The 23,348-nt window shown below is 51.5% G+C and carries 20 protein-coding genes and 1 pseudogene; 6 read left to right on the top strand and 15 right to left on the bottom strand.

What is annotated here, in order from left to right; all coding sequences use genetic code 11:
* The first annotated feature begins 215 nt into the window (after positions 1–215).
* Positions 216–1,373, top strand: coding sequence for a DcaP family trimeric outer membrane transporter (locus tag C2M35_RS01800; protein WP_105213736.1), 1,158 nt, complete (start codon positions 216–218; stop codon positions 1,371–1,373).
* 128 nt (positions 1,374–1,501) lie between these two features.
* Here C2M35_RS01800 and recA read toward each other — a convergent pair whose 3' ends face one another.
* Complete coding sequence (gene recA, locus C2M35_RS01805) at positions 1,502–2,551, bottom strand: recombinase RecA (protein WP_105190628.1); 1,050 nt, start codon at positions 2,549–2,551, stop codon at positions 1,502–1,504.
* A 93-nt stretch (positions 2,552–2,644) separates the two neighbouring features.
* Positions 2,645–3,151 (bottom strand): CinA family protein, encoded by a 507-nt coding sequence (locus C2M35_RS01810; protein WP_105200796.1) that lies wholly within the window; start codon positions 3,149–3,151, stop codon positions 2,645–2,647.
* Positions 3,152–3,175: 24 nt separating this feature from the next.
* Here C2M35_RS01810 and mutS point away from each other — a divergent pair, with 24 nt between their 5' ends.
* Positions 3,176–5,770 carry a DNA mismatch repair protein MutS gene (gene mutS / locus C2M35_RS01815; RefSeq protein WP_105264470.1) on the top strand — a complete coding sequence of 865 codons (2,595 nt, stop codon included), beginning with the start codon at positions 3,176–3,178 and terminating at the stop codon, positions 5,768–5,770.
* A 72-nt stretch (positions 5,771–5,842) separates the two neighbouring features.
* Here the strand turns inward: mutS and rpoS are convergent, their stop codons facing one another.
* From rpoS to C2M35_RS01865, 10 genes and pseudogenes are all read right to left on the bottom strand, one after another.
* Complete coding sequence (rpoS, locus tag C2M35_RS15730) at positions 5,843–6,799, bottom strand: RNA polymerase sigma factor RpoS (protein ID WP_234000010.1); 957 nt, start codon at positions 6,797–6,799, stop codon at positions 5,843–5,845.
* 555 nt (positions 6,800–7,354) lie between these two features.
* Positions 7,355–7,933, bottom strand: coding sequence for a YqaA family protein (locus C2M35_RS01825; protein ID WP_105200800.1), 579 nt, complete (start codon positions 7,931–7,933; stop codon positions 7,355–7,357).
* A 9-nt stretch (positions 7,934–7,942) separates the two neighbouring features.
* Complete coding sequence (locus C2M35_RS01830) at positions 7,943–8,581, bottom strand: protein-L-isoaspartate(D-aspartate) O-methyltransferase (RefSeq protein WP_105200801.1); 639 nt, start codon at positions 8,579–8,581, stop codon at positions 7,943–7,945.
* Positions 8,571–9,329, bottom strand: coding sequence for a 5'/3'-nucleotidase SurE (gene surE, locus C2M35_RS01835; protein WP_105200802.1), 759 nt, complete (start codon positions 9,327–9,329; stop codon positions 8,571–8,573). Before surE ends, C2M35_RS01830 begins: the two co-directional genes overlap by 11 nt.
* Positions 9,307–10,413 (bottom strand): tRNA pseudouridine(13) synthase TruD, encoded by a 1,107-nt coding sequence (truD, locus tag C2M35_RS01840; protein ID WP_105264472.1) that lies wholly within the window; start codon positions 10,411–10,413, stop codon positions 9,307–9,309. The genes surE and truD overlap by 23 nt, the downstream gene beginning before the upstream one ends.
* Positions 10,410–10,889, bottom strand: a complete 480-nt coding sequence (ispF, locus tag C2M35_RS01845) for a 2-C-methyl-D-erythritol 2,4-cyclodiphosphate synthase (protein WP_105200804.1) — start codon at positions 10,887–10,889, stop codon at positions 10,410–10,412. Before ispF ends, truD begins: the two co-directional genes overlap by 4 nt.
* A pseudogene (gene ispD / locus C2M35_RS01850) lies at positions 10,886–11,584 on the bottom strand (2-C-methyl-D-erythritol 4-phosphate cytidylyltransferase). The gene ispF and the pseudogene ispD overlap by 4 nt, the downstream one beginning before the upstream one ends.
* Before the next feature lie 17 nt (positions 11,585–11,601).
* Positions 11,602–11,892, bottom strand: a complete 291-nt coding sequence (gene ftsB, locus C2M35_RS01855; protein ID WP_105200806.1) for a cell division protein FtsB — start codon at positions 11,890–11,892, stop codon at positions 11,602–11,604.
* On the bottom strand, positions 11,892–12,548 hold the full coding sequence (locus C2M35_RS01860) for a hypothetical protein (RefSeq protein WP_233999506.1): 657 nt from the start codon (positions 12,546–12,548) through the stop codon (positions 11,892–11,894). Before C2M35_RS01860 ends, ftsB begins: the two co-directional genes overlap by 1 nt.
* Before the next feature lie 79 nt (positions 12,549–12,627).
* Positions 12,628–13,104, bottom strand: a complete 477-nt coding sequence (locus tag C2M35_RS01865) for a DUF2947 family protein (RefSeq protein ID WP_105213745.1) — start codon at positions 13,102–13,104, stop codon at positions 12,628–12,630.
* Between the two features lie 141 nt (positions 13,105–13,245).
* Here C2M35_RS01865 and C2M35_RS01870 point away from each other — a divergent pair, with 141 nt between their 5' ends.
* Together C2M35_RS01870 and C2M35_RS01875 are read left to right on the top strand one after the other, a co-directional pair.
* The gene (locus tag C2M35_RS01870; protein WP_105200809.1) at positions 13,246–14,091 is read left to right on the top strand and encodes an AAA family ATPase; all 846 of its coding nucleotides are present in this window, start codon (positions 13,246–13,248) and stop codon (positions 14,089–14,091) included.
* The gene (locus C2M35_RS01875; protein WP_105264473.1) at positions 14,091–15,290 is read left to right on the top strand and encodes a vWA domain-containing protein; all 1,200 of its coding nucleotides are present in this window, start codon (positions 14,091–14,093) and stop codon (positions 15,288–15,290) included. The genes C2M35_RS01870 and C2M35_RS01875 overlap by 1 nt, the downstream gene beginning before the upstream one ends.
* 2 nt (positions 15,291–15,292) lie before the next feature.
* On the opposite strand, the gene C2M35_RS01880 is transcribed toward C2M35_RS01875, so the two are convergent.
* The 3 genes from C2M35_RS01880 to C2M35_RS01890 all read right to left on the bottom strand — a co-directional run bounded on the left by C2M35_RS01880 (position 15,293) and on the right by C2M35_RS01890 (position 18,591).
* On the bottom strand, positions 15,293–16,486 hold the full coding sequence (locus tag C2M35_RS01880; RefSeq protein WP_105258603.1) for an NRAMP family divalent metal transporter: 1,194 nt from the start codon (positions 16,484–16,486) through the stop codon (positions 15,293–15,295).
* A gap of 124 nt (positions 16,487–16,610) precedes the next feature.
* Positions 16,611–17,117, bottom strand: a complete 507-nt coding sequence (locus tag C2M35_RS01885) for a DUF3087 domain-containing protein (RefSeq protein ID WP_105213747.1) — start codon at positions 17,115–17,117, stop codon at positions 16,611–16,613.
* 94 nt (positions 17,118–17,211) lie between these two features.
* On the bottom strand, positions 17,212–18,591 hold the full coding sequence (locus tag C2M35_RS01890) for a Na+/H+ antiporter NhaC family protein (protein ID WP_105200811.1): 1,380 nt from the start codon (positions 18,589–18,591) through the stop codon (positions 17,212–17,214).
* A gap of 130 nt (positions 18,592–18,721) precedes the next feature.
* Between C2M35_RS01890 and lysA the strand changes: the two genes are divergently transcribed.
* Positions 18,722–19,945 carry a diaminopimelate decarboxylase gene (gene lysA, locus C2M35_RS01895; protein WP_234000005.1) on the top strand — a complete coding sequence of 408 codons (1,224 nt, stop codon included), beginning with the start codon at positions 18,722–18,724 and terminating at the stop codon, positions 19,943–19,945.
* A gap of 293 nt (positions 19,946–20,238) precedes the next feature.
* The gene (locus C2M35_RS01900; RefSeq protein WP_105200813.1) at positions 20,239–23,256 is read left to right on the top strand and encodes a carboxypeptidase regulatory-like domain-containing protein; all 3,018 of its coding nucleotides are present in this window, start codon (positions 20,239–20,241) and stop codon (positions 23,254–23,256) included.
* The last annotated feature ends 92 nt before the right edge of the window (positions 23,257–23,348 follow it).

Raw genomic sequence — 23,348 nt, forward strand, 5'->3', positions numbered from 1 at the left:
TTATAAACAGCACTGTTTTCGCCAAAACGCCTGCTAAAAATGGCGCGAAATACTTAGCCAAATTAGCCCGCAGAGGCGTTCTTAGTCTCCGCTTCTCTTAGTGAAAAACTTCACCTTTTTCGCTCGCTATACCTTAGTCGTACGACCAATAGATAATTGCCTAAAAAGCCATCAAGGACCATTTTTTCTGAGCTAGCTTGCAACAGGATAAGATGATGACAACACAAAAATTAATGATGAAAACACTGACTGCACTTGCGGTATGTACGGCAATTGGCAGTGCCCAGGCTGCCACCATAGGCAATACAGAAGTCAGCTACGGCGGCTATATTAAGCTTGATGCCATGTGGAGCGACTACTCGGCTGGAACCATTTCCGGCGACAGCATTGGCCGCGACTTTTATGTGCCCAGCACCACGCCGGTTGGCGATGATGATGGCAGCGATGCGGTATTTGATATGCATGCGCGCCAATCCCGTTTTAACTTTGGTACCAGCACCAAACTAGACAACGGCAAGAACATAGATACCAAAATAGAGCTGGATTTTATTGCCTCTATTGGCGGTAACGAACGCGTTACCAACTCTTACTCTCCGCGTATTCGTCAGGCTTATATCACTTATGATGGCTGGCTCTTTGGTCAGGCTTGGTCAAACTTCCAAAACGTTTCTGCCCTACCGGAAACCCTGGATTTTGTTGGCCCGGCAGAAGGTACCGTGTTCGTACGTCAGGCGCAGGCACGCTACAGTATCGGTAACTGGGCCTTTTCCGTTGAAAACCCGGAAAGCACCATTACGGTTAACGGCGCCCGTGTCGAAACCGATGATGCCAGCTTACCGGATTTCACCGCCCGTTATAACCATAACGCCGATTGGGGCCAAATCGTGGTTACCGGCTTGGCTCGCCAGCTCACTTACAAGCAAGGCGGCGCCGACGAAGATGAAACCTCTTATGGTGTCAGTGTTTCCGGGCGCTATAACCTGGGTCAAGACAGCATTAAATTTATGCTGACCCATGGTAAGGGTCTGGGTCGCTATATTGGCTTAAACGTGGCCCATGGCGCCGTTTACGATGGTGATGGCTTGGATGCCATAGACTCTACCTCAGGTTTTATCGGCTATCAGCACCACTGGAACGAGCAACTGCGCTCTACCTTCCTGTATTCTTTCTTTAGCGCCGATAACAATACCCACCTACTCGCGTATAGCGGCGACCCCACCGAAAGCAGCGTAAGCTACAGTGCTAACCTGCTGTACTCACCGGTGAAAAAACTCACCTTCGGGGTCGAGTTTAAGCATGCCGAGCGCGAAACCGAAAGTGGTGCAGATGGCGACTTAGACCGTCTGCAGTTCTCCGCCAAGTACGCATTTTAACTGCGTTCAGCATAGAGAAGCCGCCATTCCTTTATAAGGGAGGCGGCTTTTTTATTTTGTAACGTCATAGAACAGGCATAAAAAAACCAGCCCTGGGGCTGGTTTTACTTACTCTTATTCTTTATGCCTTACTCGGCATCCACCTCTTCGGCAAGCGAGTTTACTTCACCCTCTTCCGGCTTAATGGTGGCCTTTAGCAACAGCATTTCACGTAGCTTGCCTTCGATCTCATTGGCAATCTCGACATTCTCTTTTAAGAACTTAATCGAGTTCGACTTACCCTGGCCTACTTTCGAGCCATTGTAGCTATACCAGGCACCTGATTTTTCAATCAGCTTGTGCTTCACGCCTAGGTCGATAAGCTCACCTTCTTTAGAGATACCCTCACCATACATGATGATAAATTCGGCTTGCTTAAACGGCGGTGCTACCTTGTTCTTCACTACCTTAACGCGGGTTTCGTTACCTACTACTTCGTCACCGTCTTTTACCGAGCCGATGCGACGAATATCAAGGCGAACCGATGAATAAAACTTCAGCGCGTTACCACCTGTGGTGGTTTCCGGGTTGCCGAACATCACACCTATCTTCATACGGATTTGGTTGATGAAGATACACAAGGTGTTTGAACGCTTGATATTACCGGTGAGCTTACGCAATGCCTGTGACATCAAACGGGCCTGCAAACCAACGTGGCTGTCACCCATTTCACCTTCAATTTCTGCTTTTGGTGTTAGTGCGGCTACCGAGTCGACGATCACTACATCAACGGCGCCCGAACGTACCAGCATGTCACAAATTTCCAGCGCCTGCTCACCCGTGTCTGGCTGAGAAACAAGTAGCTCATCAACATTTACGCCTAGCTTCTCGGCATACACCGGGTCAAGGGCGTGCTCGGCGTCAACGAAGGCACAGGTTTTACCCTGGCGCTGGGCTTGAGCAACAACCTGCAAGGTCAATGTGGTTTTACCCGATGATTCCGGACCATAAATTTCCACTACACGGCCGGTAGGCAGACCGCCAATACCCAAGGCAATATCAATACCCAGTGAACCGGTAGAAATGGCTTCAACGTCCAAAGCCTGGCTGTCGCCTAGCTTCATGATTGAGCCTTTACCAAATTGGCGCTCAATTTGTGAAAGCGCAGCGCTTAAGGCTTTTTGCTTGTTATCGTTCATTATTTTCTCCAAAATCATTGACCGCCAAGCTCATAATGCTTGGTATTAACGCTTGACTTAATGAACCTTAGTATACTGTATGAAATTACAGTATCAAGCAGATTCTAAAATTTTTACCACCATGCTCAGGGCGTGACTGATAGCCTGCTCGCGTACATAGGCGCGATCCCCCATAAAATAGCGCTCTTCGGTATAGACCTGCTGATCAAAGTACACGGCAAACCATACTAACCCCACCGGCTTATCATCGCTGCCGCCATCCGGACCGGCAATGCCCGAGGTCACCACGGCGACATCCGCCTGTGCCGCATGGGCTGCGCCGCGGGCCATTTCCACCACAGTTTGTTCGCTGACGGCGCCAAATTGGGCCAGGGTTTGCGCTGATACACCCAGGCGCTCTTGCTTAGCCTCATTGCTGTAGGTCACCGCGGCTTCGGCAAAATAACGCGAGCTTCCAGGGGTGTCGGTAATGGCATAAGCAATACCGCCGCCGGTACAGGACTCAGCGGTAGTGATCATCATCTGCTTATCCGTTAAAATAACGCCCAGTTGCGCGGCAAGGGTTTGTGTATTGGCAGTAAACCTTTGTTGTAAGTTCATAACCATCCTTATTCGAGTGAGTGCATGTCGGCAAATCTCTATAGTGAAGATAATATAAAACAACAAACCCCCATGATGCAGCAATACTTGCGCATTAAGGCACAACATGCCGATATTTTACTTTTTTATCGCATGGGGGACTTCTATGAAGTGTTTTTCGATGATGCCATTCGCGCAGCAGAATTATTAGATATTTCGCAGACTTACCGAGGAAAAGCCGGTGGCGATCCAATCCCTATGGCGGGTGTACCCTATCATGCGGTAGAAAACTATCTGGCACGCCTGGTACAGCTTGGCGAATCCGTGGCCATTTGCGAGCAGGTTGGCGATCCGGCCACCAGCAAGGGCCCGGTTGAACGCAAGGTAGTGCGTATCGTCACCCCGGGCACGGTAACCGACGAAGCCCTGCTTAACGAGCGTCAGGACAACTTGCTGGTCAGTGTGTGCCAAGGCACTGGCGACTATTTTGGTGTGGCCTATCTGGATATTAATTCCGGACGCTTTAATATCGTCGAGTGTGCCGACGCCGACGCCTTTAAATCGACCCTGCAACGCCTTAACCCAGCTGAGCTGCTGTATTCGGAAGGCTTCAGCGATATCAGGCTTATTGAGCATATCAAGGGCATGCGCCGTCGCCCGGAATGGGAGTTCGACCTGGACACCGCCATCACTTCCCTGTGCCAGCAGTTTGGCACCCAAGACCTGATTGGTTTTGGCGTTAATGATGCCAAGCTGGGATTAGTGGCGGCCGGTTGCTTGCTGCAATACGTAAAAGACACCCAGCGCACCGCATTGCCCCATATCAATGCCATCAGTCTGGAGCAAGACAGTCAAGCCGTGGTGCTCGACAGCGCCACCCGAAAAAACCTCGAGCTCACCCAAAACCTTAGCGGTGGCATTGAAAACACCCTGGCGGCCGTTTTGGATAAAACCGCCACGCCCATGGGCTCGCGCCTGCTTAAGCGCCGTATTCATAACCCGATACGCTGCCGCGACGAGTTGAGCCAACGCCTTGATGCCATCGAAACCCTGATCGACCAGGGCTGGCACCTTGAGCTCCATCCCTTGCTGCGCAATGTCGGCGATATCGAGCGTATCGTAGCTCGCTTAGCATTGGGCAACGCCAGACCCAGAGATCTGTCCCGTTTACGCTCGGCGCTGCAACAGTTGCCGGAATTAAAGGGCCTGCTCGGCACCGCCTCGCAACGACGTCTGGCACAAATCGCCAACGCCTGTGAGCCCAACGATGAGCTTTTGCACTTGCTTGAGCGCGCCATTATCGATAACCCGCCGGTGCTTATTCGCGACGGCGGCGTGATTGCCGAAGGCTATAACCAAGAGCTCGACCATTGGCGCAACCTCTCCCAAGGTGCCACCGATGTACTCGAAGCCATGGAAGAGCGTGAGCGCGAAGTCACTGGGATCAGCACCTTAAAAATCGGCTACAACAAGGTGCATGGCTTTTATATCGATATTAGCCGCGCCAACTCGCACCTGGTGCCGGCGCATTATATTCGCCGTCAAACCCTGAAAAACAACGAGCGCTATATTATTCCCGAGCTTAAAGAGCATGAGGACAAGGTGCTAGGCAGTCAGTCTCAGGCCTTGGCGCTGGAAAAGCAGCTTTATGAAGAGTTATTCACACTAATCGCCCCGCACTTGGAGCGCTTACAGCGTTTAGCGGCATCCCTAAGTGAGCTCGATGTACTCAATAACTTTGCCGAGCGGGCGCTGACCCTGAACTATTGCAAGCCGGCGCTCGATGAAGGCGATGCCATCAGCATTAGCGAAGGTCGCCACCCTGTGGTCGAGCAGGTGATGCGCGACCCCTTTATCGCCAACCCCATAGAACTCAATAATCAGCGTCGCATGTTGATGATAACTGGCCCAAACATGGGTGGTAAATCAACCTATATGCGCCAAACTGCTCTGATCGTGCTGATGGCTCATATCGGCTGTTATGTGCCCGCTGCGAGCGCTAATATAGGCACAGTAGACCGTATATTTACCCGTATCGGCGCCAGCGATGACCTGGCCTCCGGGCGCTCAACCTTTATGGTGGAGATGACGGAAACCGCCACCATTTTAAATAATGCCAGTCAGCATTCTCTGGTATTAATGGATGAAATTGGCCGCGGTACCAGCACCTATGACGGTCTCTCCCTAGCCTATGCCACGGCGGATTACCTGGCGCATAAGATCAACGCCAAGACCTTGTTCGCAACCCATTATTTTGAGCTCACCGAACTGGCGGAGCAGGAGTCGGGACTGGTCAATGTGCACCTAGATGCCATTGAGCACAACGACACCATAGCCTTTATGCATAAGGTATTGGAAGGGCCGGCCAGTAAGAGCTTCGGCCTGCAGGTGGCGGCTTTAGCCGGTGTGCCTAAGGCGGTGATCACCAACGCCAAACGCAAGCTTAAACAGCTGGAGCAGCAGCCGGCCTTAAACGCTAATGGCAATGGCCAAGCAAACGGCAATGGTGCAAATCAACTTGAGCTCTTACCCTCTGAGCCCGAGCCCAGCGCCCTCGAAGTGGCGCTTGGTGAGATCAATCCCGATGAGCTTACTCCTCGTCAGGCGTTAGATGCCCTGTATCATTTAAAGTCGCTGTAAATTGACCATCTAAAAACACAAAAACGCCGCTAATTTAGCGGCGTTTTTTCTTATCTTAATAACTTAGGGAAGTTATATCTGTTCGAACAAGCTTTCGGTATTCAGCCCTTCATGTTGCAGCATGTCTTTAAGACGGCGCAGCGCTTCTACCTGAATTTGCCGTACCCGCTCACGGGTCAGGCCAATTTCACGGCCTACATCTTCTAATGTAGAAGGCTCATAGCCCAGTAAACCGAAGCGACGTGCTAACACTTCCCTTTGCTTCGGGTTTAGCTCATCGAGCCAGTGCACAATATGGCTGTTAATATCGTTATTCTGCACTTCCCCTTCTGGGCCGCGACCCTTTTCATCGGCAATGATATCGAGCAATGCCTTGTCATTATCGCCCCCGATCGGGGTGTCGACGGAAGAAATTTTTTCATTCAAACGCAACATCTTAGTTACGTCTTCCACCGGTTTATCCAAACGCTCGGCTATTTCTTCGGCGGTGGGCTCATGGTCCAATTGCTGCGTTAACTCGCGGGCGGTGCGTAAGTAGACGTTAAGTTCTTTAACTACGTGAATAGGTAGGCGTATGGTGCGGGTTTGGTTCATGATCGCCCGCTCTATGGTTTGGCGTATCCACCAGGTGGCATAGGTTGAAAAGCGAAAACCCCGTTCCGGGTCAAACTTTTCCACCGCTCGGATCAGACCCAGGTTACCCTCTTCAATCAGATCCAGTAATGCCAGGCCGCGATTGTTGTAACGGCGGGCGATTTTTACTACCAGCCTCAAGTTACTTTCGATCATGCGTTTGCGTGATGCTTCACAACCGCGCAGCGCCTTGCGGGCAAAATAGACTTCTTCTTCGGCACTTAGCAGCGGCGAGAAGCCAATTTCACCTAAATATAATTGCGTGGCGTCGAGGTTTTTGACATTGTCGTCTTTGGCAAACAATTCATCGTCACTATCGTCCTCAACCTCCTCAAGAAGCTCCTCTTTTGGCTCATCAAGAGCTGCCGAGATAGCCGTTCCTGTTTTGTTCGCTATTTGCAATCCCTTGAAGCCATTCTCACGGTTGGAGAAACCTTGCGTTACTTTCCCCTGGGTGGGCCATTTCCACTTTAGTTTGTTAGCAACTCCTGATGATTTGCTAACATTTTTTTTACCAGTTGCATTTTGAACATACTCCCGTTGCACTGGCTTAGCAACCTCTTTCTTGAAATTTCCGCCTGTTTTTTGTCTTGTTTCTCTAGGCTTTTTACTCGAATTAAGGTATCTTTCCCGCTTTTTCTTTTTTAGCCACTGTGATTCTAGGTAAATGAGTTGATTGGGATAAATGGTATAGGGAGGTTTAATGCCGTTTATTTGCGCGACTTCGCGAACGTCCTTTTTTGCACTAAACGCAATAGAGTAGAGGGTATCGCCTTTTTGCACCCGGTAATGCTCACCGGTTATATGAATTTTACGTGTCACTTTGGCCTGACCAGTTTCCAGGGAGGAAACTGGTGCCGGCCCAGTACGGGAGGTGCAGGCGCTGATAACAAAAGAAACCAGCAGTAATAAACTGGTGTTTTTGAAACTCATGCAGCGCCCTTCCATTAGCTAGCGGAGCACTAAATATAAAACGATTGCCAGGCCCACGACAAGCCAGCCTAGAACTTCCACATACTGGCGCAACTTTTCTTCCATGCGTGCGCCGCCCCATTTCATCAGCGCTGCCACCAGGAAGAAACGCGCTCCACGACCTATGGCCGAGGCCAGTAAAAAAGGCAAAAATGCCATCTGCAACAGGCCTGCGCCTATGGTAAAGACCTTATAGGGAATGGGCGAGAAACCGGCGATAAACACCACCCAGATGCCGTATTCCTTAAACCAGGCCAGGGCATGATCAAACTTATCCTGCCAACCCATGGAAGCAATCAAGGGCTCGACCACAGGCTCAAAAAGCCAATATCCCAGGGCATACCCCAAAATACCGCCGATCACCGAGGCCAAGGTAGTCAGCAGGGCAAATCGCCAGGCCGTTGTCGGCTTGGCTAAACACATGGGGGCCAGCATCACATCCGGGGGCACGGGAAAGAATACCGATTCGGCAAAACTCATTCCAGCAAGATAACGCTCAGCATGGCGATGTCTTGCCCAACGCAGCGCGGCGTCGTACAAAGCAGTAAAGAGGCGCAAAGAATATCCTTAAATTATATCGCCAGGCACCAAGGGTACGAAACGTACATGGGCTATGACTTGTTGTTTAAACTCATTTTCGCAGCGAGTATACAGCATCAATTTTTGCTCTGCATCGCCAATGGGAATTATCATGACCCCGCCTTCATCGAGCTGCTCCAGCAACTGCTGCGGCACGCTTTTCGCCGCGGCGGTGACGATAATACCCTGAAACGGCGCTTGCGAGGCCCAGCCTTTCCAGCCATCGCCATGTTTCATGGTCACATTATACAAGTCGAGCTGATGTAAGCGTCGTTTCGCCTGCCATTGCAGGGCCTTGATGCGCTCCACCGAGTACACCTTATCGAACAACTGCGCCAATATGGCACTTTGATAGCCCGAGCCGGTGCCAATTTCCAGTACCTTATCGCGCACCCCGTGCTGGCGTAATACCTGAGTCATCAGCGCCACAATATAAGGCTGAGAAATGGTTTGCCCCTGGCCGATAGGTAGGGCGGTATTTTGATAGGCCTTATGTTGCAATACATCATCGATAAACAAATGGCGCGGCGTTTTTGCCATCGCCTCTAACACTTGCTCATCGCTAATGCCTTCCTGAGCCAGCAGCTTGACCAAAGAGCCGGCGCTACGCTGATAATTAGTGATCATTTTCCAGCTCCGCTAACCAATGCTGTAAAGGGGCAATGCTTTCTTTAGCTGTCATGTCTACGCTCAAGGGCGTAACCGAGGCATAGCCTTGGCGAATGGCCGCAAAATCAGTGCCCTCACCGGCGTCAAGCTCAGGCCCAAGAGAACCATACCAATACACTACACGACCCCAAGGGTCACGCTGTACTGTCATGGTTTCGGCCTTATGTCTGGCACCCAAGCGGGTGACCTTAACGCCCTTGAGTTCGTCGTAAGGGACATCGGGAACATTGATGTTGATGATTTGATCATTGGGTAAGGGGTGACTTCTCAACTTAGTGATTATATCCACCGTCACCTTAGCGGCAGTTTCAAAGTGTTTGCAATCATGGCCGACCAGGGACACGGCAATGGCGGGCAGACCCATATGGCGCCCTTCGGTAGCGGCGGCTACCGTGCCCGAATACAGGGTATCATCCCCTAAATTGGCACCATGATTAATGCCGGCCACCACCAGATCCGGCTGCTCAGGCAAGAGCGCATTGAGGGCCACATGAACGCAATCAGTGGGGGTACCATTGACACTGATAAAGCCATTCTCTAATTTTTGCGCCCGCAATGGATTCATTAATGTGAGCGAGTTACTGGCGCCGCTGCAATTGCGATCCGGGGCGACCACATCGACGCTGGCAATCTCCTTTAAGGCCCGATGCAGGGCCGCTATACCCTTGGCATGTACGCCATCATCATTGCTCAGCAATATCTTCATCATGACTCCTTGCAATACTGTTTTCGCACTGGCGGTAATCCACCAATTCTCGTAACAACGCAGTGGCAAAACACCCTTTTTTCAGTGAAAAGCTCAACTCAATCGAATCACTGCTTGGCATTTTCACCTGTAAATTCTCGGGATATAAGCGCAACATGCGGCGCTCGGTTTTTAAACCTATCTCCGCCAAACCCTGACACCAGTCATGATAAGGCTGCAACCAATGTTGCTCTTCTTCAACCAGGCCCTTATCGCCCTTACCCACCAGGGGCGCCGACAACTCGATGTCACCTTCCACCAATCGGGTAATGTTTTGTGGGGTGATGGCATCGGTAAAAAATGCGTTACTGCCACTGAGCATAAAGACTTCATGTTGCAGGGTTTTGGCAAGACCATGCTCGGCCACGCGCAGGCTGACTATCTGGTTAAAAATATAAGAGCGGGCGGCAGAGATCACCATAGACCTTAGTTTACGGTCACGGATCTGCTCGCCGGCAAACATACGCTCGGCCATCACCAGGTTATGGCCATCGTGACCAAAGCGTTGCTCGCCAAAGTAATTAGGCACTCCTTGGCGCACCGCATTGATGCGACTGAGCACTGCCAGTGGCTCGCTCACCTCACGCAGCACTATGGTAAAACGGTTGCCCTTATGGCATCCGGTACGCAGCTTGCGACCATGGCGCACCTGTTTGGCTACAAAGATTTGCTCATCGTTGAGGGCGCTAAAGTCGAGCTCCTGTTTAATGGGCACGGGCACGCTAAACCATTGTGAACACACACCTTGGCGGTCTTTTTGTCCGGCGTAGCTGACCTCACGCGGCGCTACCTTGGCAAATTTGGCGATTTTCTTGGCTACATTGACGGTATTGATACCGCGCTTGATCACATGCAAACACACGTGCTCGCCACTGCCATCAAGCTCAAAGCCCAGCTCTTCATCAACCATAAAGTCTTCCGGCAGGCGCTTAAATACCGCCTTGGCGGTAGGCTTGCCGTATAAATACTGCAGCGAGGCTAATGGCTCTTGTGTGCGCTCCGCTGCTGGCTCTTTTTGCCTAGGTGCTGAAGGCTCTTGCTTCATGGTTGCTGCACCAAAAGCGCTACCGCGTGGGCGGCAATACCCTCTTTACGTCCGGTAAACCCGAGCTTTTCAGTGGTGGTGGCTTTGACATTAACCTGATCTAAACTGACCGCCAGATCCGCCGCCAGGCAAGCGCGCATGGCATCAATATGCGGGCGCATTTTTGGCGCTTGCGCCACTATGGTAAGGTCGACATTCGCCACTACAAAGGCGCGATCATGCACCTCGGCCATGACTCGGCGCAGCAGAATACGGCTGTCGATGCCGGCAAATTCTTCGCTGGTATCGGGAAAATGCTTGCCTATATCGCCCATTGCCATGGCGCCAAGCAAGGCATCACACAAGGCATGAATAGCCACATCACCATCTGAGTGGGCGATAAAGCCTTGTTCATAATCGACCTTTACGCCGCCGATAGTAAGCGGCCCATGACCGCCAAAACTATGTACGTCAAAACCATGGCCTATTCGAATCATAAAATCTCCGTCATTTGTTGCCCTAACAGGAAGTCGGCAAGTTGCAGATCTTCTGGGGTGGTCAACTTAAAATTGTCGCTGCGACCGGCGATTAAACGCACCGGGTGCCCAGCCCATTCCATCGCCGATGCCTCATCGGTAATGGTAGCGCCACAGGCTAAGGCATCACGCAATGCCTGGCGTAATTGGGTATAAGGGAAAAACTGAGGGGTCAGCGCCTGATAAAGATGCTCGCGCTCTATGGTTTGCTGCACATGACTGTCACCGCGCTTTATGGTGTCGCGCACCTTGGCGGCCAGTATGCCGCCCTCGCCATGGTGCTGGCACTCATTTATTAAACGTTCGATATCGGCGGGGCTCACCAAGGGCCTAGCGGCGTCATGCACTAGCACCCACTTGGGTGGATTTGCTTCAAGGGCATCAAGGGCGGCAAGCACGGAATCGGCGCGCTCTTTGCCACCAATTACGGTATGCACAAATTGGGAGTCTATGGGCAGCTCGGCGAAATACTCGTCATTGGCGCCTATGGCCACGGTAATACTCTACCGCGCCGCCACCTGGGCGAGCTTATTCAGGCTGTGCTCCAGCACGGTTTTGCCCTGTAATTGCAAGTACTGCTTAGGGCGTTGAGATTGCATCCGCGCGCCAACTCCGGCGGCGGGCACTATGGCAATAATGCCGTGATTTTCACTCATATAACTACTTTGCGTTATTATTTTGACTCAGATTGTTTACTCGGTAACACCCGATAAAACACTTCTCCGGGCTTGATCATACCCAGCTCATGACGGGCACGCTCTTCCACCCCTTCCAAGTCCAGTTTTAAATCTTGTATATCGGCTTCGAGTAACTTGTTACGCTTATTTAATTGCTGATTCGTTTGCTCATGATTGGCCACCGCCTTGGTTAAACGGCTATAGTCTTCGATGCCGTTGTGACCAAACCACAACAAGTATTGCAGATACAGCAACAATGCCAACAAACCTAATTGGAATAATCGCATTAGCTTTCCTTCATCGGCAGTGGTTGCTTAAAGTTTTTCCAGTTAATTCGTGTTGTTAATAGCATTTCTCTTAGACTCAAAGTCCGTGGTGAGGTCACCTTAAATTGTTGCCAACGATGACCACAACAAGCCGGGGTAAAATGTTTTTTACTGGGTACCAGTAACTGCACGTCCTGGGCCGAGCTTAATCGCGTGTCGCGATATTGGCCGTCGAGATCAAACCAGCCCGCCTGATTACAATGCAAGCGGTTGCTGCTAACTTGATCTAGGGTGTCGAGCATCACAAATTGCAATCGCCCCTGCGTAACCAGTAATGGTACTAAAATACCGACTTCGGCATAAGCGCTAAAGAAGGCTAAATTAGCCGATTTATCGCTTTGTGGCGGTTTACTCGCCTGTTTGGCTATCCAACTGCCATTTTGCCCATCCAAGGTTAACGGGCAATGACCATGAACTATATGAAAGGCGGCGCGTTCCACGTAATAAGGCAGACTGTCGAGCAAACGGGCCAAGCGTGTGCCATCGCCTTGATGCGTTAATTGCTGACTTATGCGGTGCAACTCGCGAGCGTAGAAGGCATTGCACAATTCGGCATACAGCACTCGCTGTTGATCGAGTGCAAATAAATCTGCTTGCTGCGATGGTTGTTGCCGCACATTGCCTCCCACTGGTTGTGCTTAAGTTTATACCATAGTTGCGCAAAATTTGAGAAGCGCAATGGGGAGGCTCTATAAATTACCCTGGCTGTTGGCCCAGGCGGGCAAAGCCCGACTCTAAAAACTGCACCACCTGCGGGCGTTTTTTACCAATTAAAAAGCTGCCATCGGCTAAGAACATAAAGTTCTGCCAGTGTTGCTTAAACACATCGAAACGAGTTTCGATGACCTCGTCACGACTAATACAGAAATACACGGTAGTGTTATCCTGCCAGTCCAGGTGAGCCAGGATCCCCTCGGGAATAGCGTCACCGGCTTCAAACGCCCGTTCCCAAAACACGTCTTCATGGGGCCAGTGCTGCGCCTGTTTGACCCAATCGGCGTCGGTGAAAAAGTCCGGGTGATCTTTGTCTCGACTGATAAAAGTGGTCCACAACACCGCCGCACGGGTGGCGGTCATGGGTTTGATCTGCGCCAATTGTGGCGCCGGAATTAAAAGTTCTTGGTGTCGAAACACCCACGCCTTGGCGTAGTCATCCAAAGGAAGATAGTTCATTCGTGCTTATGCCTGCTGCACTCGTTTAATGGGAGCATTATACGCATCTGTGGCGGCGCTGTCACAAGCCGACTTGGTAGTAAATGCCAACTATGGCAGACTAGGCTAATTCGATGTCTGACCAGTGTTAGGAATTTCCACGTGCATTTTGATTCAACCGACCATTATATTGCCAGTAGCGCCCTGAAACAGGCGGTCAATGCCGCCATCGCCTTAGAAAAACCGCTTTTGATAAAAGGTGAACCCGGCACGGGGAAGACCCTGTTAGCCGAAGAGCTGGCGAAAAGTATCGGCAGCGAACTGATCCAATGGCATATCAAGTCCACCACCAAAGCCCAGCAAGGTCTGTATGAGTACGATGCGGTGTCGCGCCTGCGCGACTCACAACTGGGCGACGAGCGCGTGCATGATATCGGCAATTACATAGTTAAAGGCAAGCTGTGGCAGGCCTTTGGCGCCAAGGAGAACGAGCCGCGCCCGGTGCTGCTGATAGACGAAATAGACAAGGCCGATATCGAATTCCCCAACGACCTCTTGTTAGAGCTCGATAAAATGGAGTTCTTCGTTTATGAGACCGGTGAGCGCGTCCGTGCCGAGCAACGTCCGATAGTGATCATTACCTCAAACAACGAAAAAGAACTGCCGGATGCCTTTTTGCGCCGCTGTTTCTTCCATTACATCGATTTTCCCAGCGCCGAGGAAATGCACAAAATCGTCGCCGTACACTACCCGGATATCAAACAAAAGCTCTTGCGTGAAGCCTTAGAGGTCTTCTTTGGTTTGCGTCAGGTCGACGGACTGAAGAAAAAGCCCTCCACCAGCGAGCTGTTGGACTGGCTTAAGCTCTTGATGGCCGAAGACATAGCGCCCGAGGTTTTACATGGCAGCGCCACTAAAGGCGGACTTATGCCGCTCTTTGGTGCTCTATTGAAAAATGAGCAAGACGTTTCCTTGATTGAAAAACTGGCCTTTATGAGTCGCCGCTAATGCTCATCGAGTTTTTCTTCACCTTAAGAAAATACCGCCTGCCGGTAAGCCTGCGAGAGTTGCTCGACCTCATTGGTGCATTACAGGCCGGGGTGGTGTTTGCCGACAGCGAAGCCTTTTATCATCTCGCCCGTACCATAATGGTGAAGGATGAAACTCATTTTGACCGCTTCGACAAGGCCTTCGCCGATTACTTTTGTGGCATTGAGGATATCGACCTGCTTGACGCTTTGAAGGCACAATACCAGCTTCCCGAGGACTGGATGCGCAAGGAGTTTGAAAAACAGCTGAGCGCCGAAGAGAAACGCCAACTCGAGGCCATGGGCGGCCTCGAAAAGCTGATGGAAGAACTTAGAAAGCGCTTCGAAGAGCAACAAAAACGCCATGCCGGCGGCAATAAATGGATAGGCACAGGCGGCACCTCGCCCTTTGGCGCCTATGGCTATAACCCGGAGGGAGTGCGAATCGGTCAACCCGGCTCGCGCCAACGCCGCGCCGTTAAGGTGTGGGATAAACGCCAGTACCGTAACCTCGACAGCGAGGCCGATATCAGCTCGCGGACCATGAAACTGGCACTGAAAAAACTGCGCCGCTTTGCCCGCAGCGGAGCCAGCGATACCCTGGACTTAGGCGCCACCATTGCCGCCACCGCCAAACAAGGGGGTATGCTGGATGTGAAAATGGCACCGGAGCGCCATAATGCCGTCAATGTGATCATGTTGTTCGATATCGGTGGCTCCATGGACGACCATATTCAACTGTGCGAGCAGTTATTTAGCGCCGCCCATGGCGAGTTTAAACACCTGGAGTTTTTCTATTTCCATAACTGTGTTTACGAGCAGGTGTGGCAGGATAACGCCCGACGTTATGACCAGAAGATTGACACCCACAGCCTGATGCAGCGTTTTGGCCGCGATTACAAGGTTATCTTTGTCGGCGATGCCACCATGGGGCCTTACGAAATCGCCTACCCCGGTGGCAGTGTGGAGCATTGGAATGAGGAGCCCGGCGCCGCCTGGCTGCAGCGCATCACCCAGCATTTCGATAAGGTGGTATGGCTGAATCCACAGCCACAGACGCATTGGCGCTACTATCATTCCATCGAGATGATCGACCAGTTAATGGCCAAGGGCGAACAAAGCCGTATGTTTCCCCTGACCCTGGATGGCATCAGCGCAGCAATAAAAATGCTGACCTAGATTTATCCCCAGCGCTGCCAAATCTGCAGGCCGATAAACCCAAGGCTAAAGCCGACTAGGTATATCAATCCCAACCAGGTTAACAGCCGCAACCACAGCGGCTGTTTAATCTTGGTTTGGCGCACCAGGCGCATATTCAACCAGGCAAATACCGGCGTGGTTAAAAATGCTAGGGTCATGGCAAAAGTCAGCATCTCTTTCAAATTGCTTTTGAAAAACAGGATCACCGCCATCCCCGCCACCGCCTGCATGATCAGCCAGGTATTTAAATGCTTTGGCAACGACCAGTTTGGCATCAGCTTGGTGCCGGTATACAAGGTCCGCGCATAGCCATCGAGTACAGTTAACGAAGTCCCCAGCATACATAAAAAGGCCACGGTAGCGATAAGCCAACGCGACCACTCGCCCATGGTATTGGTGTACATATCGATCAGCTGCTGGGCAAAGGCCACCCCGGCTAGGGCTATTTGCGTATTGCCGCCATACTGGATGAGCACTCCTAGGGAGCAAAACACCAGTGCCAGTAATGCGGTGACGATAAAGCCAAAGTTAAAATCGAACAGCCCTGCCTTTAGAGGCACCTCGGTTTGCTGTCGCTTCGCCTGCAACCACAAAGAGCTCGCCACGGAAATTTCAATCGGTGCCGGCATCCAGCCCATCAAGACCACAATAAAACTTAAGGCCGTCAGCGACAGCAGGTCGGGCGGGGTGAAATCAGCGGCCGCATTCATGGGCACACCACCGCTTTTAAGCAAAGCTATCACTAGCGCGGCTATGGTACTGATGGCCAGCACCGCCATAATCCACTTGGCAGCACTGTCGAGGGCCTGATAATGCCCAAGCACCAAGAGGGTCAGGCAAAATAGCAGAATAATGATGCACAGCACCGTCATGCTAAGGGCACCACCGACCACATAATGCAACAGCGCCGCAGTCAACAACAGCACCCCGGCGGTATTGACTATGGCGGCGATAATATTGAGGGCAAAAAAGCAGTAAAAATACCAGGGACCCTGGCTCTTATAACCGGCCACCAGGTTATTGCCTGTGACTAATGTGTATTCAACACCGAAACGGAAAAACGGATACTTCAGTAGGTTTACGGCCAGGATAAGCCCTATCATTTGCCAACCGAATAAGGCTCCGGCCTGAGTTGAAGCCACCAGATGCGAACCGCCGATTGCTGCGGTCGCCATTAAAATGCCTGGCCCTAAGGCCTTGAGATACTGCCAATACTGCACTGGAACACTCTTTATAATTGTTATATTGAGTCCCAGACTAGGGGAGATGGCGGGTGTTTTCAACCGCCTTACATGCGGATTACAGCTGTTTAAGGTACTCGCTCTGATAACGGCTGGCGTCGGCTTCGACATTGTAACGCTCGGCCAGGGTATCGAGCTGAGCCTGGGAGATGGCCAATTCATCCATGGTGATGGTGTTATCATCAAGCTGCCATAACTGCCTTGAACCGGCGTAATTAAATTGCAGCGCATGCATGGCCTGCACATCGCCCTGCTCCGCCGCCGCCTTAATCTTGCGCAGCTTGCGGGTGATCTGATTAAGCGCCTGCTTCAAGCGCCATACATACACCACCTCGGTCATAAAGGGATGATGCTCGACACGTTTAAGAGCAAAACCTATGGCGATACAGCTGACCACAACACCCAGCAGGTTCCAATGGAAATGGCTGCCGCTGTCACTTGGCAGGGCAAGGATCAACAACCGGGCGATACCTAAACTCCCCACTACTAAGGCTGCGATACAGGCGACTATCACTATATTAAGATGTTTGCGGTAGCGGGTTTTATCTATCTGTTCCAAGGTCATGCTGGGCACCCTAATGAAAATAAAAAACGGGGGCATTATACCCCCGCCTGTTGGCAATAAATAGCGCTATGTTAACGCCGACTTAGCCTGTCTTTTAAAGTATTGCCAGGCTCACCAGGAAGTAAGCAACCAGGGTTAAAGCACCACCCACCAGGGCATAAGGCATCTGGGTTTTAACATGGGTAAGCAAGTCACAGCCGGAGGCAATGGCCGACACCGCACTGGTATCTGAGATTGGCGAGCAGTGATCACCGAATACACCGCCACCCAAAATAGCACCGAGCACCAGCGCAGGAGGTAACCCCAGGGCCTGAATTAAGGGCACACCAATGGGGATCAAAATAGCAAAGGTGCCCCAGGAGGTACCCGTGGTAAAGGAGATCACCGCACCGGTTAAAAACAGCATGGGCACCACCAAGGTGATAGGTAAGTAATCACCCACCAGGGAGGCCACAAAAACGCCGGTTCCAAGCTCTTTCAGGCTGGCGCCCAAGGTCATGGATAACAAGACTATGGCCACCAGAGGCAATAACTCCCCCATGCCCTTAAAGCCCATTTCAACCAATTTATGGTGGCTGAAAAGCTTGCTGGCACTCAGCAGGAAATAGGCCACAACACAGGATAAGATGGTGGCGTAAAGTACCGACTTAGAGCCACTGCCGGAGGCGATATCACCATTGCCGGTCCAGAACATAAAGCCGACCATGGACACCACCAGGGTCAATAAAGGCACCAACATAAAGCGGGCCTTGGTGCCCTTGTCGGCCTCGGTGGGCACATTCACTTCCAAACGTTCCAGCTTTTGCTCCGCTTCCTTCATAGGACCATGCACCTTATCAAAGGCGATGGTGTAGGCGACGATCAACAAGGCGATAATCGCATAAAAGTTATAGGCAACACTGCCCCATAAAATACTGACCGCCGATTGCTCCAATTCATAGTTGCTCAACAGCCCGAGCACATAGGCGCCCCAACCATTAAGCAGAATCAGGATACATACGGGGGCACTGGTACTGTCGATAATATAGGCCAAACGGGCACGGCTCATTTTAAACTTATCGAAAAGACCGCGCGAAAGAATACCCGCGGTCAACACACTGAGGTTGGACTCGATAAACACGGCTATGCCGGAAAACATGGTTAAAAAACCCACCTGGCGCTTTGACTTGGCCACGCCCTTGCCGATTAACATGTTCACGGTTGCGGCCACGCCGCCGGACTCGCGAATATAGGCGAGCAGCGCACCAATAAGCACGCTAAAGAGAATGACACGGCTGTTACCCGGCGAGGATGCAGTCGCGACCACACGCTCTATGGTATTGATAAAGGTATAGAATAAGGTATTACCCTCGCCACTTATCGCCAGTAAGAACTCGGATGTTGCCACGGCCAACAACAGAGCCATGATCACTTCTTTACGCCAAAAGACGATTGCAATTGCTACCAGCGGCGGCAAAATGGAATACCAAGACATGGTGTTATCCTTGTTATTATAAAGCTTGAATAGTCTTGCAAATGAGCATAGATTATTCAATTAGTTTTCATTCAACTGTAATTTTTTAGTTATGCAGCCACTTCCCTACTTTCCTTATGTGGATCAGCACATGCAGGTTGAAGATGTTACCATCGGCGAGCTTGCCAAACACATCCCCACCCCATTTTACTGTTACTCGGCTGCGGCTATTGCCAGTAATTATCAGCGCTACAGCGATGCGTTTGCAGGACTGGATAGCTTAATTTGTTATGCCGTAAAAGCCAACTCCAATCAGGCAATTTTAGCCACCTTGGCGCAATTGGGTGCCGGTGCCGATACTGTTTCCGAAGGTGAGATCCGCCGCGCGCTGGCCGCCGGCATTAAGGCGGAGAAAATCGTCTTCGCCGGTGTAGGTAAAAGCGAGCAGGAAATCCGCTATGCCCTGGCCCAGGGCATTTTGCAGTTTAATGTTGAGTCCGAGCCGGAATTAGAGCGCATCAGTGCCCTAGCGGTGGAAATGAATACCAAAGCACGCATCTCCATTCGCGTGAATCCGGACGTTGAGGCCAAAACCCATGCCAAAATCACCACGGGTCTGGCGGAGAATAAGTTCGGCATTAATATAGATTTGGCGCCCGAGCTTTATCTTAAAGCGGCGTCTTTACCGGGTATAGAAGTGACAGGTGTGGATGTGCATATTGGCTCCCAGCTGATTAACCTAGAGCCCTTTGCCGCCGCCTTTGCCAAGGTTGCGGAGCTAGTAAGCGCCCTAAAAGCACAAGGTATCATCATTAAAATCATAGATATAGGTGGTGGTTTAGGCATTAATTATGGCGAGCACAGCGATGAGCCGGATATCCGCACCTATGCCGAGCATGCCAAACAACACTTGGGCCACCTTGGTTGCAAAATCATAGTCGAGCCGGGACGCTCCATGGTCGGCAATGCCGGCGTCCTGGTCTCTCGGGTGGAATACGTGAAAACCGGGCAAGAGCGCACCTTCTTGATCCTCGATGCGGCCATGAATGACTTGATCCGCCCAAGCATGTACGATGCCTACCATCATATTGCTACCGTGGAGCAAAAGCCCAGCCAAGCGGTTTATGACATAGTCGGCCCGGTATGCGAAACCGGCGACACCTTCGCCAAAAACCGCTCCCTCGGCGCATGTGAACAAGGCGATCTGGTTGCCATTATGGGCGCCGGAGCCTACGGCGCCGTGATGGCGTCACACTACAACTCTCGCCTCAATGCCCCCGAGGTACTGGTGAAAGGCAGCCAATACAGTATTATTCGCAAGCGCATTGACTTTGATGCCCTGCTTGCCATGGACACCCTGCCAGCCTGGCTTTGATAGGTTGGCCAACTCCTCTTGGCCAACCTTTACTATTCCTTTCATATAGATACTTAGCCTTACCCCATACCTGCAAGCAAGAATTCGCCCGCTGTATAGTGCTCATTTCGCGTCGTTATATTCATATTTTATTTTTAATAATAAGAATAACATGAAAAAAATATTCTTGATTAATCCTGGTAACACTTGTTTAATATATATGCAACAAAAGGAAGGTTAGCACTAATAAAACAGGGGAAATCACAGGGTTAAGGTCCAACCGATAAATAAATTATTATAAGGATGGGGATATAATGAAACCAACTCACTTCAACCTCAGCGCATTGGCGCAGGCTAGCTGCCGCGCGATGCGGGCACCTAAAACAGCGATCACTTCCACCCTGATTGCCGCGGCCTTTATCAGTGCTCCAGCACTGGCGGCCTTGACCGGCGGCATCAAGGGCACGGTTATCGCCGAGCAAACCGAACAGTCCATGGCCGGGGTAACGGTCACCGCACGCTCAAGCGTTATGCCTAAGGCCCGTACCGTGGTCACCGGAGCCGATGGGAGCTTCGATCTGCCACAGTTAAAGCCTGGTACCTACGAGCTCACCTTCACCAATAAAGACGGCGCCAGTCAAACTCTGACGGTGCAGGTATTGTTAGAACAGACCTCTAAGGTTGATGTGGAACTGAGCCTGACCGGCAACAAGACCGAGGTGATCACTATTACCGGCAGTCGCTTATATCGCCAGGGTAATTCCTCACTCACCAACTCCTTAGGAGAAAAAGCCATCGAAGGGGTACCCATAGGCCAAGACTATCGCGACCTACTTAAACTGGTGCCTGGCGTCGAGCTGTCTGAAAACTCAGTCCTCGGCCCGTCGGCCGGTGGCTCTGGGGTGGATAACTCCTATGGCTTTGATGGTGTTAATGTTTCCTTGCCCATGTTTGGTAACCTGGCATCCGAGCCTTCCACCCACGATGTTGCCTATGTCACCATGGACAGAGGCGGTGCTAAAGCCGTTGACTTTAACCGCTCCGGCGGCTTTGCCATCAACACAGTATCCAAGTCTGGCACAGACGAGTTTACCGGCTCGGTGGAATACAAGGTTCAGCCCAAAAGCCTGGTTGCCTCTCCCGTTGGTCAGGAAAGTTATGAAACGGATAAGAGTTGGATAACAGCTAACCTGGGCGGCCCGCTGATTGAGGATACCCTGTATTTCTACACCTCCTATTACCGTCCCGAGGAAAAACGCAGCAACAAGGATACGGCCTACGGCGATGTGAAAAACTATAAGAGCGAGCGCGATGAGTTCTTCGGCAAGCTCACCTGGGCGCCCCGTGACGACCTGTTATTCAACATTTCTCAGCGTATTTCCGATAAAACCGAGGAAGGTGCCTCCATTGGTGAATACGAAACCGACAGTGTGTCCGTTGGCGGCGAGACGGATCAGGATATTTTCACCCTGGACGGCTCCTGGCTGATAGATTCAAACACCACCTTATCGTTTCAGTACAGCACCTTTGATCTACAAAGCAGCTCGCGCCCGGATACAGAGCTTAATTTCCAGCCGTCGCTGAGCGGCACCCTGGATGTCGATAACCTAGATCAAATGGGTTACTTTAATGTGCCCGAACTGCGCGGCCCAAGTGACAACTATACCCCAGAGCAAATCGCCGCCTACAATGCCGGTGCGGCGGCGCTGATCGAGCAGTTCGGTTACACGGAAAATGGCATGAAAATGGGCGGTGGTGGCGTTGGCGCTTACTTGCAGTACGACGACCAGGATTTTTACCGCGATTCATTTGAGCTCGAACTCGATCATGAATTTAGCTGGGGCGATACTTATCACACCTTGCACTTTGGCGGGCAATGGTCAGAGGGTAAGGAGGTACTTACACGCTTTTCCAATGGCTGGGGACGGATTAACTATGTCGGCGGCTTGGATCTGAGTCAACAAGCAGGCAATGACACCCCGGTTATTTATCGCGCCCTAGTGCAACAAATGAGCCTAGTAGGCAGCGGCGATTTGGCACCGGCCATCACCTCCGAAACCAAGACTCTGAACTTCGAGATTAACGACACCATAGAATATGGCGATTGGACTTACAATATAGGTGTGTTAGTCAGTCGCGATACCTATTATGGTCAGGGCCTGCGCCCTAAATCCGGCACCATCTCCGGCTATGAATTGGCCCCGGGACATAAGTACAAGATGTATGAAACCGACTGGAGCGATATGATACAGCCGCGCCTGGGCGTGAAATGGAATTATGCCGACGAAGATGACGTCTTTGCCAACTTCGCCATCTACAACCCGGAAACCAGCTCCCTGGCTCGTGCCGCCTCCTGGGACAGGAACAACCGCAGTGCCATTGACGTCGAATTCGATGCTGACGGTAATGTTATCTATGCCGAGCCTCGTGCCTCCTCTTCAGGTAAGCTGTTTCAGGAAGGCATGAAGCCGCGTCGCATTAATGAAATCACCCTAGGAACCACCAAATACGTGGGTGAAGATCTGGTGCTGCGGGCGCATGTACGTCACCGCAAGGGCCTGCACTTTTGGGAAGATATGCCCAATAACGCCCGCCTCACCAACTATGATGGCATCGATGCCCCGGGTGTACCGGCAGACATTGCCGCTCAGGGCTTATACATAGAGAACCTGCAGGATATTCGTAATGAAATCGGCGGCTCATCCTATGTCATAGCCGAGGTGGATGGTGGCGAGACCAAGTATTGGGAAGCCAGCCTTGAGGCCGAGTACATGGGCGATAACACCTATGTAAATGCCTCCTATGTATGGAGCCACTACTATGGCAACTTCGACCAGGACAACACCACGGCCGATAACGATGCCAACACCTTTGTCGGCTCCTCCTGGTATGGTGACGGCATAGGCCGCTATCCTTGGGATTACCGCTATGGCACCCTCTCTGGCGATAAGCCACATAAGCTCAAGGTATACGGCTACTACACCACTCCCTGGGAAGCCAATATCGGCGCCTATTTTGTCTTCCAGTCAGGTCGCCCTTGGGAGAAATGGGATGGTAATCTCTATGGCAGCAGCTCCAGCCACACCAGCCGCTATGCGGAGCCGGCGGGTAGCCGCCGCAGCGCAAGCCACTGGCAATTGGATCTAAACTATACCCAGGACTTCACCGTCTATGGCGATTATGCGCTGCAATTCCGCGCCGATATCTTTAACCTGTTCGACCGTCAAACCGGTTATAACAACGACCCTTATTTTGTTAACAGTACCTTTGGCGAGCCCCGTGACTATTACAGTCCGCGCCGAGTGCAACTGTCATTGAAATTTGCGTTCTAAGCTAAGATAACAACCTAAGATAGACCTGCGCCCTTCGGGGCGCTTTTTATTTTCTGCGCACTTCCTAACCCTGTAACAAACATAAAAACCAT

It is taken from the genome of Pseudoalteromonas sp. T1lg76, assembly GCF_002964725.1.
Classification (GTDB): domain Bacteria; phylum Pseudomonadota; class Gammaproteobacteria; order Enterobacterales; family Alteromonadaceae; genus Pseudoalteromonas.

Coding starts and splice junctions, on each gene's coding strand:
- C2M35_RS01865 (WP_105213745.1), bottom strand. CDS start 13,104: ATGAACTATCTTCCTTTGGATGACTACGCCAAGGCGTGGGTGTTTCGA.
- C2M35_RS01875 (WP_105264473.1), top strand. CDS start 14,091: ATGCTCATCGAGTTTTTCTTCACCTTAAGAAAATACCGCCTGCCGGTA.
- C2M35_RS01810 (WP_105200796.1), bottom strand. CDS start 3,151: ATGAACTTACAACAAAGGTTTACTGCCAATACACAAACCCTTGCCGCG.
- C2M35_RS01890 (WP_105200811.1), bottom strand. CDS start 18,591: ATGTCTTGGTATTCCATTTTGCCGCCGCTGGTAGCAATTGCAATCGTC.
- mutS (WP_105264470.1), top strand. CDS start 3,176: ATGTCGGCAAATCTCTATAGTGAAGATAATATAAAACAACAAACCCCC.
- surE (WP_105200802.1), bottom strand. CDS start 9,329: ATGAAGATATTGCTGAGCAATGATGATGGCGTACATGCCAAGGGTATA.
- C2M35_RS01830 (WP_105200801.1), bottom strand. CDS start 8,581: ATGATCACTAATTATCAGCGTAGCGCCGGCTCTTTGGTCAAGCTGCTG.
- lysA (WP_234000005.1), top strand. CDS start 18,722: ATGCAGGTTGAAGATGTTACCATCGGCGAGCTTGCCAAACACATCCCC.
- ispF (WP_105200804.1), bottom strand. CDS start 10,889: ATGATTCGAATAGGCCATGGTTTTGACGTACATAGTTTTGGCGGTCAT.
- recA (WP_105190628.1), bottom strand. CDS start 2,551: ATGAACGATAACAAGCAAAAAGCCTTAAGCGCTGCGCTTTCACAAATT.
- truD (WP_105264472.1), bottom strand. CDS start 10,413: ATGAAGCAAGAGCCTTCAGCACCTAGGCAAAAAGAGCCAGCAGCGGAG.
- C2M35_RS01900 (WP_105200813.1), top strand. CDS start 20,239: ATGAAACCAACTCACTTCAACCTCAGCGCATTGGCGCAGGCTAGCTGC.
- C2M35_RS01880 (WP_105258603.1), bottom strand. CDS start 16,486: ATGGCGACCGCAGCAATCGGCGGTTCGCATCTGGTGGCTTCAACTCAG.
- C2M35_RS01800 (WP_105213736.1), top strand. CDS start 216: ATGACAACACAAAAATTAATGATGAAAACACTGACTGCACTTGCGGTA.
- ftsB (WP_105200806.1), bottom strand. CDS start 11,892: ATGCGATTATTCCAATTAGGTTTGTTGGCATTGTTGCTGTATCTGCAA.
- C2M35_RS01885 (WP_105213747.1), bottom strand. CDS start 17,117: ATGACCTTGGAACAGATAGATAAAACCCGCTACCGCAAACATCTTAAT.